Source organism: Sagittula sp. SSi028 (genome assembly GCF_048553715.1).
In the GTDB taxonomy this organism is placed as follows: domain Bacteria; phylum Pseudomonadota; class Alphaproteobacteria; order Rhodobacterales; family Rhodobacteraceae; genus Sagittula.
Genome location: NZ_JBLZNC010000010.1, coordinates 52343 through 65759 on the forward strand (window position 1 = coordinate 52343; position 13417 = coordinate 65759).

At 64.0% G+C, this 13417-nt stretch carries 13 protein-coding genes; 5 read left to right on the top strand and 8 right to left on the bottom strand.

Annotation, left to right across the window (positions count from 1 at the left end; all coding sequences use genetic code 11):
- The first annotated feature begins 163 nt into the window (after positions 1–163).
- The 3 genes from ACN5AZ_RS16450 to ACN5AZ_RS16460 are packed head-to-tail and all read left to right on the top strand — an operon-like array spanning position 164 to position 2706.
- A complete protein-coding gene (locus ACN5AZ_RS16450) occupies positions 164–1276 on the top strand; it encodes an isochorismate synthase (RefSeq protein ID WP_419429996.1) in 1113 nt (370 codons plus the stop codon).
- Positions 1277–1288: 12 nt separating this feature from the next.
- Complete coding sequence (locus ACN5AZ_RS16455; RefSeq protein WP_419429997.1) at positions 1289–1942, top strand: isochorismatase family protein; 654 nt, start codon at positions 1289–1291, stop codon at positions 1940–1942.
- On the top strand, positions 1939–2706 hold the full coding sequence (locus tag ACN5AZ_RS16460; protein WP_419429998.1) for an SDR family oxidoreductase: 768 nt from the start codon (positions 1939–1941) through the stop codon (positions 2704–2706). Before ACN5AZ_RS16455 ends, ACN5AZ_RS16460 begins: the two co-directional genes overlap by 4 nt.
- Before the next feature lies 1 nt (position 2707).
- Here the strand turns inward: ACN5AZ_RS16460 and ACN5AZ_RS16465 are convergent, their stop codons facing one another.
- From ACN5AZ_RS16465 to ACN5AZ_RS16500, 8 genes are all read right to left on the bottom strand, one after another.
- Positions 2708–3508: a carbohydrate ABC transporter permease gene (locus ACN5AZ_RS16465; protein WP_419429999.1), complete on the bottom strand. Its 801-nt coding sequence runs from the start codon at positions 3506–3508 to the stop codon at positions 2708–2710.
- A complete protein-coding gene (locus tag ACN5AZ_RS16470) occupies positions 3505–4398 on the bottom strand; it encodes a carbohydrate ABC transporter permease (RefSeq protein ID WP_419430000.1) in 894 nt (297 codons plus the stop codon). Before ACN5AZ_RS16470 ends, ACN5AZ_RS16465 begins: the two co-directional genes overlap by 4 nt.
- A 57-nt stretch (positions 4399–4455) precedes the next feature.
- Positions 4456–5712, bottom strand: a complete 1257-nt coding sequence (locus ACN5AZ_RS16475) for an ABC transporter substrate-binding protein (RefSeq protein WP_419430001.1) — start codon at positions 5710–5712, stop codon at positions 4456–4458.
- Positions 5709–6800 carry an ABC transporter ATP-binding protein gene (locus ACN5AZ_RS16480; RefSeq protein ID WP_419430002.1) on the bottom strand — a complete coding sequence of 364 codons (1092 nt, stop codon included), beginning with the start codon at positions 6798–6800 and terminating at the stop codon, positions 5709–5711. Before ACN5AZ_RS16480 ends, ACN5AZ_RS16475 begins: the two co-directional genes overlap by 4 nt.
- Positions 6797–7558 carry a DeoR/GlpR family DNA-binding transcription regulator gene (locus ACN5AZ_RS16485; RefSeq protein WP_419430003.1) on the bottom strand — a complete coding sequence of 254 codons (762 nt, stop codon included), beginning with the start codon at positions 7556–7558 and terminating at the stop codon, positions 6797–6799. The genes ACN5AZ_RS16480 and ACN5AZ_RS16485 overlap by 4 nt, the downstream gene beginning before the upstream one ends.
- A 132-nt stretch (positions 7559–7690) precedes the next feature.
- Positions 7691–9274, bottom strand: coding sequence for a sodium:solute symporter family transporter (locus ACN5AZ_RS16490; protein WP_419430004.1), 1584 nt, complete (start codon positions 9272–9274; stop codon positions 7691–7693).
- A 236-nt stretch (positions 9275–9510) separates the two neighbouring features.
- A complete protein-coding gene (locus ACN5AZ_RS16495; RefSeq protein ID WP_419430005.1) occupies positions 9511–10326 on the bottom strand; it encodes an SDR family oxidoreductase in 816 nt (271 codons plus the stop codon).
- Positions 10327–10343: 17 nt separating this feature from the next.
- Positions 10344–11141, bottom strand: a complete 798-nt coding sequence (locus tag ACN5AZ_RS16500) for an SDR family NAD(P)-dependent oxidoreductase (protein WP_419430006.1) — start codon at positions 11139–11141, stop codon at positions 10344–10346.
- Positions 11142–11317: 176 nt separating this feature from the next.
- On the opposite strand from ACN5AZ_RS16500, the gene ACN5AZ_RS16505 reads away from it, so the two are divergent.
- On the top strand, positions 11318–11779 hold the full coding sequence (locus tag ACN5AZ_RS16505) for an NUDIX hydrolase (protein ID WP_419430007.1): 462 nt from the start codon (positions 11318–11320) through the stop codon (positions 11777–11779).
- 75 nt (positions 11780–11854) lie between these two features.
- The gene (locus tag ACN5AZ_RS16510; RefSeq protein WP_419430008.1) at positions 11855–13345 is read left to right on the top strand and encodes an inorganic phosphate transporter; all 1491 of its coding nucleotides are present in this window, start codon (positions 11855–11857) and stop codon (positions 13343–13345) included.
- The last annotated feature ends 72 nt before the right edge of the window (positions 13346–13417 follow it).

A 13417-nucleotide genomic window follows, 5' to 3' on the forward strand; every position in this document is an offset into this window, starting at 1 on the left:
ACGGGGCCTCGAGCCAGAAACGAGACGACGAAGTTGCGCTGTGCGGCTTTGACCGACTGAATTTGTCGGAATATGCCTGTCACAACGGTCACCCACCTCCCAAGGAAGGCAGCCGCGCATCCAACCCGCCCCGTCATAGGGGCCATTCAACCGGAGCGTACCCTTGGGACATTTGACCACAGACCTGTTCGACCCCGCGGAAAGCTGCCTTGGCCAGACCTTGCGGCTGGGCGCGCATACCGCCCGGATCAATGCCACCCAGACGGGGCGGCTGGCGGATGTCGCAGTGCGACCGCAGGGCGGTGCGAAGGGGCTGCGCTTTGGGGTCTTTCCCTTTGATCGCGGTGCGGCGGGCTGGCTGTATGACACCACGCCCGCGGATGTGGTGCCGCAGGCGCATACCCGACAGGCGGTGACAGCGGGCCATACCCTGCAACGCTTGCCCGATCCGCAGGTCTACGGGCAGGCAGTGGCCCGTGCCGTCGCACGCCTGTCCGATGGGTCTGACCCGCTGCAAAAGGTCGTTCTGGCGCGCGCGCTGGATTACAGCACCGACGGGCGGATCGATCCGCATGCGGTGGCGGACAGGCTGGGGCAGGACAGCCACGTGACCAGCTACGCGCTGCCCCTGCCGCGCGCCGCAGCGACGCCGCTGTGGCTGGTGGGCGCGACGCCAGAGGTGCTGCTGGACAAGCGGGGCGGGCAAGTGGTTTCGCACCCTCTGGCCGGATCGGCGCGGCGCAGTGCCGATCCGCAGACCGACCGTGCCGTGGCCGATGCGCTTCTGCAATCGGCCAAGGATCTGGCCGAGCATAAATACGTCGTCGACTACATCCATGACATTCTCAGCCCCTATTGCGCGCAACTGGACACCCCCGCGCGACCCGATGTCTGTTGCACCGCCAGCATGTGGCATCTGGGCACCATGATCCGTGGGACGCTGCGCGACCCCGACACCCCCTGTCTGGAACTGTTGTCCAATCTTCATCCCACGCCCGCCGTGGCAGGCACCCCGTTGCCCGAGGCGCTGGACGTGATCGCGGACGCCGAACCCGAGCCGCGCGGCTTTTACGCGGGCACGCTGGGCTGGCTGGACGGGCAAGGGGACGGCACGTGGTATGTGACGCTGCGCTGCGCGATCCTCGATGACCGGCGGGCGCGGCTCTATGCCGGGGCGGGGATCGTTGCCGACAGCACGCCGGAGGCGGAAATCGCGGAAACCCGCGCCAAATTCACGGCCATGCGCGCGGCGCTTGGCATCGACACGACGCTTTGAAAGACATCTGACATGGCCTTGCCCAAAATTCCCGACTACGCCCTGCCCAAAGACCTGCCAGAGCCGCGCGCGCCCTTTGTGCTGGAACGCAACCGCGCTGCGGTGTTGGTGCATGACATGCAACGCTATTTCTGTGCCGCCTATGGCGACAGCCCGTGGACGCGTGACGGCAGCCCGCTGGGACAGGCCAGCGCTGCGATCGCGCGGCTTGTCGCCGCTGCGCGAGCCGCACATGTTCCGGTGTTCTACACCGCGCAAAAGGGCAACCAGTTCCGCCCCGATCGCGGGTTGCAGGCGGATCTGTGGGGACCGGGGATGCAGGCCATTCCCGATCATGAAGAGATCATTCCACCGCTCACCCCCGCCGACGGGGATATTGTGCTGACGAAACACCGCTACAGCGCCTTCCAGCGGTCGAACCTTGAGACGCTGCTGCGGGCGCGGGGGCGCGATCAGCTGCTGATCACCGGAATCTACGCGCATATCGGCTGTCTCGCGACCGCGACGGAGGCATTTCAGCGCGATATAGAGCCGTTTTTCGTCTCCGATGCCTTGGCGGATTTCTCAGAGGCGCAGCACCGTATGGCGGTGGATTGGGTGGCCAGCTGCTCTGGCGTGCCGCTGTTGGCGCAGGATGCGCTGAGCGTGCTGGAGGCGGGCGCATGAGGCTGACGGGGTTTGAAGGGCAGACCGCCTTTGTGACCGGCGCTGCGGGCGGGATCGGTCTGGCGGTGGTGCGCGCGCTGACGCAGGCGGGCGCGCAGGTGGTGGCCACCGATGTGCCGGATGCGATTGCACAGGCGCCGCAGATGGATGGGGTGACGTGGACGGCTCTTGATGTGCAGGATGCCGATGCCGTGACCGCCTGCGTTGACCGGACGATCCGCGATCACGGCCCCATCGGATTGTGTGTCTATGCCGCCGGAATTCTGGCCGAAGGCGCGCTGCTTGAGACCTCAGCCGAGGCATGGCGGCGCGTGCTGGCGGTCAACCTTGACGGGGCGTTTCATGTCACCACCGCTTTGGGGCGGCATATGGCGCAGGGGGGCCAAGGGGCCATTGTTGTGATCGGATCGAACGCGGCGGGCATTCCGCGCGTGAATATGGGCAGCTATCCGGCCAGCAAGGCGGCGCTGCACATGATGGTGCGCTGTCTGGGGCTGGAGCTTGCCCCGCAAGGCGTGCGCTGCAACATTGTGGCCCCGGGATCAACGCTGACGACGATGCAGACCCGCATGTGGGCCGATGACAGCGGCGCGGCCCGTGTCATCGAGGGCAATCTGGCACTGCACAAGACCGGCATCCCGCTGGGCAAGATCGCCACGCCAGAGGACATCGCCGCCAGCGTGATGTTCATGCTGTCCGATCAAGCGGGCCATGTCACGATGGCCGATCTGTATGTCGATGGCGGGGCGACCCTGCGCGCCTAGATCATTTGACCCCGGCGGTCAGGAAGGCCTGCACAAACCTGCGCTGGAACAGGACAAAGCCAATCAGCAGCGGCGCAACCATCATCAGCGTCGACGCCGAGATGACAGAGATATCGACCCCGTTTTCCGGCGCCGCAAACAGCGACAACCCCACGGTCAGCGGGCGCGTTTCAGGCGAGTTGGTGACGATCAGCGGCCATAGGAAGTTGTTCCAATGGGTCGAGACGGACACCAGCGCATAGGCCAGATAAGTGGGGCGCGCGGCGGGGACATAGACTCGCCACAGCACCGCCAATGTGCCGCAGCCTTCGACGCGGGCGGCCTCTTCCAGATCGCGGGGCACGGATTTGAACGCCTGCCGCATCAGGAAAATCCCGAAGGCCGATGCCATATAGGGCGCGCCGATCCCCCACAGGCTGTCGAGCAGGCTAAGGGTGGCGGCCACGCGGTAATTCTCGACGATCAGCACCTCGGGAAGGATGAAAAGCTGCAGCAGGACCAGAACAAAGACCGTGTCCCGCCCGCGAAACCGTGTTTGGGCAAAGGCATAGCCCGCCAGCGTGCACAGCACGAACTGCCCCACAAGGATCAGCGTCACCAGCGCGAATGTATTCGCGAAATACCGCAGCCACGGCGCCCCGGCCCAGGCTGTGCGGAAATTGTCCAACGTCAGCGGGGCATCGGCGCGAAACTGGATGGCGTCGGACACATTGTGCACCGCAGCCCAGACCGCCACCAGCAGCGGGGCAATCCAGATCACAGCCAGCGCAAGGGCCAGCAGGCTTTCGACATATCGCATCATCGGTAATGTGTCCGGCGGTCAAGAAAAAGGAACTGCACCCCCGCCAGCAGACCCAAAGCCAGCAGAACCAAGGTGGTCATCGCCGCCGCAGAAGGCCGGTCGAAATAGGCGAATGCGTTTTCCCAGATGTAGTACAGGATCAGCTTCGAGCTGTCCGAAGGCCCGCCCTTTGTCAGGATGAACAGATGGTCGATCAGCTTCACCGAATTGATCATCGCATTGACCAGAATGAACAGCGTTGTCGGCATCAACAGCGGCAGCACGACGCGGCGCAGATAGGTGCGGCGGGGCGTGCCTTCGATATCGGCGGCCTCTTTCAGATCGGGCGGAATGGTTTGCAGCGCCGCGAGGTAGAAGATCATGAAAAACCCCGCCTCTTTCCAGATCGTCACGATGCAGATGGCCCAGAGCGCCGTGTCGGGCTGGCCCAGCCAGTTGATCTGCGGCGCGCCGAACAGTGCCCCGATCTGGTTCAGGATGCCAAAGCTGGGGGTGTAGAAGAACAGCCACAGATTGCCCGCCGCGATCATCGGCAGCACGGTCGGCGTGAAATAGGCCGTGCGCAGAAAGCCTCGCGCGGACAGTTTGGAATTCGCCCAAAGCGCCATGGTCAGCGCAATGGCGATAGAGGCGGGGATCGTCACACCGGCATACAGCAGGTTGTTCCAGACCACCTTCCAGAAGGTCGGGTCGTCAAACAAAAAGCGGTAGTTGTCCAGACCTGCGAACTCTGGCGGGCGTCGGCGGGTGCCCTTGGTCCAAAGCGCGCTCCAGAACGTGGCGGCAGAGGGATACAGCGCAAAGACCGACAGCATCACCAGCGCAGGCGACAGCAGCAGCCAGCCGTGGATGGCGCGGCGGCGGCGGGCAAGGTGAAGCGGATCGGTCATGGCGGGTCTCTGTGATGGATGGGGCCTGCCACGGTGGGCAGACCCCTTGGGTGCGGGTTACTTGTAGGCGCGCAGCTGGCGTTCGGCGGCGGCCTGCGCCTCGGCCAGTGCGTCCTGTGCGGATGTCTCGCCGGTCAGCGTGGACTGGATCGCGGCGTTCAGACCGTCGCGCACGCGGGCGGTCTCGAAGGTCGAGAACTCTGCCACGGCATGTTCCAGCTGGTCCCGCGCCACAAGCGCCGGGGGGAATTCCGCGGTGTAGTTTTGCAGCGCCTCGGTGTCGTAGGCGGCGGGGGAGACGCCCATGTATCCGGTGGAAATCGACCATTCCGCCGCCTGTTCCGGTGCGGTCATGAACTGGATCAGCTTCAGCGCGGCCTGCTGTTCCTCCTCGGAGGCATCTTTGAACACGTAAAAGTTGCCGCCCCCCGTCGGAGAGCCCAGACGTTCCTGCGCAGGCAGCATGGCCACGCCGAAATCAAAGGGCGCCGCGTTTTTCACAGCGGTCAGGTTGCCGGTGGAATGCCACATCATCGCGGTATCCCCTTCAAGGAAAGCCTGACGCAGGGTGCCCCATTCGATGGTGCCCTCGGGCATGATGCCATGCTCGCTGGACAGGGATTTCCAGAACTCCAGCGTCTCGACCACGGCGGGGTCAGTGAAAAAGGTGGTGGTGCCGTCGTCGGACATCAGCTCTTGGCCGTTCTGGATCGCCAGTGCCTGAAACATCCAGTAGGGATAGCCGGTCGAGGGGATCATCAGCCCGTGATGGTCGTCCGTGGTCAGCGCCTTGCCCATCTCCACCAGTTCGTCCCAGGTGGTCGGGGCCTGTTCGGGGTCAAGACCTGCCGCGCGGAACATGTCCTTGTTGTAGTAGGCCACGATGGTCGAACGCTGGAACGGGATGCCCCATGTCTGCCCCTCGATCTGGCCGTTGGCCATCAGCGCGGGGTAGAAGCTGTTCAGCCAGTCCTGATCGTCGGTCAGGCTTTCGAATGGCACGATCATATCCTGTTCGATGAGGTCGTAGGCGTCGATGGAAAACATCACGGCCAGCTGCGCGGGCTCGCCTGCCTCAAGCGCGGACAGCGCCTTGATTCGGGTGTCGTCATAGTTGCCCGCATAGATCGCATTGACCGTGATGTCGGGATTTTCCGCCATGAAATCCGCCACGATGCTGTCGACCACTTCGGTCAGGGCACCGCCGACGGCGATGGGGTAATACATGGTCAGCTCGGTTTGCGCGGCTGTGGGCTGCGCAAGTGCAGAAGAGGTTGCGGCAAACAGTGCCGCCAATGATGTGTAACGGGTCATGATGTCGTCCTGTTGAGTTGCTGAGGTCGCGGTATTGCCGCATCACGGGCCATCCGGTCCGGCTGCGGGGTGGTAATCTGTGGATCGGTCAGCCGCCCGCTGGCGCTGTCGAAGAACAATCGCCGGTCGGCGGGCAGGCTAAGGCCCACGCTGTCGCCAATCGCCTGCGGGGCCGCGCCTGCGACGATCACCGCCAGCCCCTGCGCGCCGGGATGGTCCAGCGTCACAAGGGTATCTGCGCCGAGAAATTCGCGGTCGAGCACGCGCGCCTGCAGGTCCGCGGTAGACGGATCGCTCAGCCGGATGTGTTCGGGGCGCAGGCCGACGGTGACGCGCTGCGACAGGCCCAAAGCGCTGCCTTCGATCAGGGCCATGGGCGGCTCTCCGATAAATTGCGCGGCAAACAGCGTGGCGGGGCGGTCATACAGATCGGACGGGCTGCCGATCTGTTCCACGCGGCCCCCCTGCATCAGCACCACGCGGTCAGACAGGCTCATGGCCTCGCCTTGGTCGTGGGTGACATAGACGACCGTCAGACCCAGCGTGCGGGCCAGCGCGCGGATGTCGCGCCGCACCGCATGGCGCAGCTTGGCGTCGAGGTTCGACAGCGGCTCATCCATCAGGCACAGCGGGCGTTCGGACACGGCGGCCCGCGCCAGTGCCACGCGCTGCCGTTGGCCGCCGGAGAGGGCTGCGGGTTTGCGGGTCTCCAGCCCCTCCAGCCCCGTCATCCGCAGGGCGCGCGCCAACCGCTCGCGACGCTCGCGCGCAGGCACGCGCCGGACCTTCAGCCCGAACAGCACGTTTTCCGCCACGCTGAGATGCGGGAACAGGGCGTAGGACTGGAACACCATCGACAAGTTGCGCTGCCCCGGCGGCAGGGCAGTGACGTCCCGCCCGTCTATGACGATCCGTCCTTGGCGGGGCTGCTCCAACCCCGCAATCAGGCGCAACAGGGTCGATTTTCCGCAGCCCGAGGGGCCGAGGATCGACAGGAATGCGCCCTTTGGCAGGTCCAGGGACACGTCGCGCACGCCGCCTTGGCCATCCCAATCGCGGGTGATCTGCTGCAGCTGAAGAAAGCTCATGCCTGCACCTCTGCGATCAGGGGCGCTTGGGGCAGGTTGCCCAGCATCGTGGCAAAGCCCGCGTCGGGGTGTGCGTCCAGCACGATATGATCGGCGTCGCGCAGATGCCCGCCGACAGCGGCTGCGGGGCGCCCGAATTTGGACACATCCGCCACAAGGATCGACTGGCGCGCGTTGAGGCGCATGGTCTCGCGCATGGCGACTTCGGTCTCGTCGAAATCCAGCAGGCTGCCGTCGGGATCGATCCCGCCCACGCCGTAGATCGCCACATCGGCGCGGTATTTGCCAAACAGCTCTAACGCCTGCGGGCCAAGAATATCGCGGTCGGGCAGGCGCAGTTCTCCGCCCGGCAGGATGATGCGGGCGTCCGGCGCGTCTGACAGCGCAATGGCCGCGTTCAGATTGGGCGTGATCGCGGTCAGCCCCTTGCGCTGTGACAGGGCCGCCGCAACAAGCGCAGGCGTCGTGCCGATGGAAAAGAACAGCGTCGCCCCGTCGGGGATCAACGCGGCCACCCGCGCGGCGATACGCCGTTTGGCGGCCACGTTCAGAACACTGCGCGCGGCATAGGGCAGGTTCGCGGCCTGTTCGATGAACTCTGCCCCGCCATGCAGGCGGCGCAGCTTGCCCGTGGCACATAGCGCGTTGATGTCGCGCCGGATGGTATGGGACGACACGCCGAGATCCTGCGCCAGATCATCGACGCCGACGCGCCCCGCCACACGGGCCTTGTCCAGAATAAGAAGCTGTCGGTTCATCGCGTCCCCCTTGCCCTTGCTCATTTGAGCAACGCAGGTGACAGGGCGATGACGATAAGGTGACATCTTGGTAAATCAGATGTTCATTTGTGCACGCCGCGCGCCTGAACGCGCGCGGCGCGTGGGCAAAGCTTACCAGAAGGCGATCAGGATGCCCGCCATCACAGCCGTCAGAACCAGCCCCCACAGGCGCACATCCAGCAGCCCGCCGGTTGTGCCCTCGGCGGTGGAATAGGCCATGTGCGGACGCCAGATCAGCATGTCATCGGGCGCGCTCTGTGGCGGCAGCACAGTCACCGACAGCCCGTAGTGCACCACACAGGACAGCACCGTCATCACCGGCACCGTGACCGTGAAATGCAGCGGCCAGACGCCGATCTGGCCCAGACCGAACAACACCACACCCAGACCGTGCATTGACAACAGCGTGACCAGCGCCGCGCGGTCGCTGACCCTGCGGCTGAGCGCGCCAAGGGAGTAGATCGCCACAATCGGCGGCACGATGATGGAAAACGCCTGCTGCAGATAGTCCCAGATGCCACCGGCAAACTGGATCAGCGGGGCGACGAGCACGGCAATCAGCATAAAGACGATGGTGCTGATGCTGCCGTATTTGCGCGCCGCGCGCGGGTCGATGTCGTCCTCGGGGCGGGTGATGAAATCATGCACAACCAGCGTCGAAGAGCTGTTGAGCGTGGAATCCACCGTCGACATGATCGCCGCCACCAGACCGGCCAGCACAAGACCCGTCAGGCCCGCGGGCAGGATCTGGGTAATCATCACCGGAAAGACCATGTCCTTTTCCGGCAAATCCGGCAGCAGCGACACCGCCATCGCGCCGGGCAACACCATGATGAACAACGGCACGCATTTCAGCAGACCGCCCAGAATGGCCCCGCGCTGCGCGTCTTGCAGGCTGCGCGCGCCCAGCACCCGCTGCACCACATACTGGTTGGTGATCCAGTACCAAAAGCCCAGCATCCACACGCCGAAAAACAGACCGGGCCACGGCAGGCTCTCATCACTCGTGGGTTTGACCATGTCCAGATGGCCGGTGGGCAGCGCCTCGCGCACCGTCGCCCAAGAGAAATCCAGCGACTGGAACATCAGGTAAGTGACGATGGAACAGCCGACCAGCAGCACGATGGCCTGCAACACATCGGTGTAGACCACCGCCTTTAGCCCGCCGGTGGCCGCATAGCCCCCCGCAAACAGGCCCACGGCAATACAGCTGACCCACAGCGACAGATCGGGAAAGAACGTGGTCATGACAACGCCGCCGGCATACAGCCCGCCCGCGGTTTCCACCACGACCGTGAAAAAGATCGTCAGCCCCGAGAAATACAGCCGCACCCCGCGCGAATAGCGGCGGTCCAGCCATTCCGGTGTCGTTGTGACCTTGGCCCGCAGATAGAGCGGCGCAAACACAAAGGCCAACAGCAGCAAGGGCACGCCGGACATCCACTCAAACGCAGAGGTCGCGATCCCCGTGGCATAGGCCGATCCCGTCAGCCCGATGATCGTCGTGGTCGAGATGTTGGAGGCAAACAGCGAAAACCCGATGGCCCCCCAAGTCAGCGACCGCCCCCCCAGAAACAGGTCCTCGCCGGTTTTGGTGCGCATGGACACCCAGACACCGATGGCCAGAACCACGGCGAGGTAGACAAAGATTACCGCAATATCCAGTCCGGTGATGGCGCTTTGAATAGAGTCCACGATCGCTTTCCCGTTTCTGTGGCGGCGCAGGGCCGCGGGATCAAAAAAACCCGCACGCCGGTCAGGGCATGCGGGATGAATTCAACGCGCGCAGATCAAGGAGACGGGCAAAGGTGAAATCGCATTAGGGATGTTCATGCCGCCCTCTTCATCAGCCAAAGGTTGCTAAAATCTGCGCACCTGCCCAACGGCGGGAACCCGCGCTAAGTTCCTTGGACAACGGCAGTTTTCTGCCCTTAGGCGCCGACGATCATGCCGCCATTCACATGAATGGTCTGGCCGGTGACAAAAGACGCGTCGCGGCTGGCAAGGAAGATATAGGCCGGCGCGATCTCGCGCGGGTGGCCCACACGGCCAATGGGGGCGGCCATGTTGCGCAAAATGTCCTCGTCGAAATCCTCGAACACCTCCTGGATGTCGGTGGCGACGGGGCCGGGGGCCACCTCGTTCACGCGGATGCCCTGATCCATGTATTGCTTGGCCAAAGACCGGGTGAAGGTCGAGATCGCCCCCTTCGTCGCGGAATAGGGCAAGAGCGCATCGTTGCCGACAAAGGCATTGATCGAGGTCGTGTTCACGATGGCCGCGCCGCGTGTCATATGCCGCAGGGCGGCGCGCGACAGATAGAACATGCCCGCCATGTTCACGTCGAAATGGGCGCGCCAGTCGTCATCGCTGACCTCTTCGAGCGAGGCATAGGGTTTCTGGAAACCGGCGTTGTTGACCAGAACGTCGATCCCGCCCCAAGCGTCGATCACCGCCTGCACCGCCGCATCGCAATCGGCGCTGGAGGCCGTGTCGCCCTGTATCACTAGCGCTTCCGTGTCTTCGGCGATGATGGCGCGGCGGGTGTCCTCGGCCTTGTCCTTTGCCGAGTGGTAGATGATCGCCACCTTGGCCCCCTCGCGCGCCATGTGTTGGGCCACCGCCCGCCCGATGCCGCTGTCCCCGCCAGAAATCAGCACGCGCTGCCCCTGCAGTTTGCCCGAGCCGCGATAGTGGTCGTCGATGTATTCGGGCGTCGGCAGATGGGAAACCTTGTCCTGTGTCATGGGATGCACCTGAATGCTTAGGTGTTGATCGCAGCCACGGCCCCGCCGTCCACGCGCCATGCCGATCCGTTGGTAAAGCTCGCCCGGTCCGAACACAGCAGGGCTGCGGCTGCGGCGACCTCCTCGGCGCGGCCACGGCGTTTGAGCGACAGATAGGGGCGTTCCTCGTCCAGAAAGCCCTTGATCGCTTCATCGCGGGACACGCCTTTGGCCTCGGCGCGCTTTTCCATCATGCCGTCGGTCATCGGGCTTTCGATAAAGGCGGGCATGACCGCGTTGACCAGAACGCCGCGCGGGCCATAGGGCAGGGACAGCGCTTTGGTGTAGCTCAGCAACGCCGCTTTGGAGGCGTTATAGACCGCCTCGTCCGGATAGGGCTGCACCGCGTTCTCGGAGACGGTAAAGACAACGCGGCCCCATCCCTTGTCGACCATGGGCGGCACCAAGGCTTGCGTCATGCGCACGGCGGACATGAAATTGACGTTCCAGCATTCGAACCAGTCGTCATAGCTCATCTCCAGCGGGTCGCCCTTAGCCCCTGTGATGCCTGCCATATGCACCAGAATATCCGCGCCCCCGTGGCTGGCGATGCTGGCGGCCAGCGCTTTGACCTGCGCATCATCCGTGAGATCCGCCACCTTTTGCCCGCACACCGCAGGGCCCACGGCCTCAGCCGCGCGGTCCAGCCCGTCCTGCGTTGTGTCGGTCAGAAACAGCCGCGCGCCGTCTTCGGCCAAGGCCTGCGCCGTGGCCATGCCAATCCCGCCGGCAGCCCCGCTGATCACGGCGAGCCGCCCGTCAATATTCAGTTTCATGGGACACCCTTTCCTTGTGTTCAGGACAACAGTTGCAACCCAGTTGGGTTCCGTGGCTTCTTCCCTGATCGGGCAGGCTTGCAGTTCGCCCCGAAACACGACATGACCGGTGGGCTGGCGTGGACCTGTTCCACACCGACAGCCAAACTGCCCCCAAACCACACGGATTCCCCTGATTGAAGCGCCTGATCCTGCACGTTCTGACCGATTACATCCGCCCGATGCTGTCCCGACCCGGCAAGTATCAAACGGCGGCACTGTGTTATCGGGAGACGTCCGGCGCGCGTGAGGTTTTGTTGATTTCCAGCCGTGGCACAGGACGGTGGGTGATCCCCAAGGGCAACCTGATGCGCGGTCTCAGCGCCGCAGAGGCCGCCGCCACCGAAGCCTGGGAAGAAGCGGGGGTGCGTCCGCTCTCCGCGCCGCAGCCGATGATCGGGGAATTCTCCTACCTCAAGATGAAACGGTCCGGCCTGCCGGTCAAAACCACCGTTCTTGTTTTTCCGCTGGAAGTGGCCGGACTGGAAGAGACATTTCCCGAGGCAGGGCAGCGCAGGCGTGTCTGGGTCAGCCCGCAAGAGGCCGCCACCATGGTGGCCGAGCCCGAGTTGCAGGACATATTGCGCGATTTTGCCTGATCGCGCGTTCATCCCGGTGGCTGTTGTATATCTGTTACATTCTGGGTAAGGCGCGCGCCAACGCAGGAGCGCATGATGCCACAGAACGAACTTGACCCGAAGCACCTTGAAACCCTCGACCGCGATCTGGGGCGGCTGTCCACGCTGGAAACCGCCACATCCTATACCAGCCGTCCGGTCATCGGATTGGGTGTCGGGCTGTTGTTCATGGTCTTTGCCGCGCTTTTGGCGGCGATGGTGTTCGGGCAGGCCAACAACACGCTTGTCGTGGTGATTGCGGCGGCCTTCGGGGCCTATATGGCGCTGAACATCGGTGCCAATGACGTGGCCAACAACATGGGACCGGCGGTGGGGGCGAATGCGCTGACCATGGGCGGGGCCATCGCCATCGCCATCGTCTTTGAAAGCGCGGGCGCGCTGTTGGCGGGCGGGGATGTGGTGTCCACCATCGCCAAGGGAATCATCGCTCCCGAAAGCCTTGGCACCTCGGGGACGTTTATCACCGCGATGATGGCGGCGCTGCTGGCCTCTGCCATCTGGGTCAATCTGGCGACGTGGATCGGGGCGCCGGTGTCGACCACCCATTCCGTTGTCGGTGGCGTCATGGGCGCGGGGATTGCCGCTGCGGGTTTTGGCGCGGTCAGCTGGGATCAGATGGGCGCCATCGCGGCAAGCTGGGTGATCTCGCCCGTGTTGGGCGGTGTCGTGGCAGCGGGCTTTTTGTGGTTCATCAAATCCAACATCATCTACACCGAGGACAAGATCGCCTCGGCCCGACGCTGGGTGCCCGTGCTGGTGGGCATCATGGGCGGGGCCTTTGCCACCTATCTGGCGGTGAAGGGTCTGAAACGCATCGTGTCCATTGATCTGGGCGATGCGCTGCTGATCGGGGCGGTCTCTGGCGTGGTGATCTGGCTGGTGATGATCCCCGTGATCCGCAAACAGTCCGAGGGTCTGGAAAACCGTAACAAGTCGCTGAAGGTCCTGTTCGGCATCCCGTTGATCGTCTCGGCCGCGCTGCTGAGCTTTGCCCACGGGGCCAATGACGTGGCCAACGCGGTCGGCCCGCTGGCGGCGATTGTGCAGGCGTCGACCACCGGCGATTTCACCCATGCCTTTGGCATTCCGCTGTGGGTCATGGTTATCGGCGCGCTCGGGATTTCCTTTGGTTTGTTTTTGTTCGGGCCGAAGCTGATCCGTATGGTCGGCAACCAGATCACAAAGCTGAACCCAATGCGCGCCTATTGCGTGGCGCTGTCTGCTGCCATCACCGTGATCGTGGCAAGCTGGCTGGGCCTGCCGGTCAGCTCGACACATATCGCGGTCGGTGGTGTCTTTGGCGTCGGGTTCTTCCGTGAATGGGACGCAGAGCGCCGGATGCGCAAGGCCAAGGCCGTGATCCCCGGCGCCAAACGCCTGCCCCCCGAAGAGCGCCGCCGCCGCAAGCTGGTCCGCCGGTCGCATTTCATGACCATCATCGCCGCATGGATCATCACCGTGCCCGCCGCCGCCCTTCTGTCGGCAGGCCTGTTCGCGGTGATCAACGGCGTCATGTCGGCGGGATAGCGGGTCTTTCGCCAATTACTAAACAAAATACTTTCCTGTATAGTAGTCACGCTGCTATACAAGACCAACTTT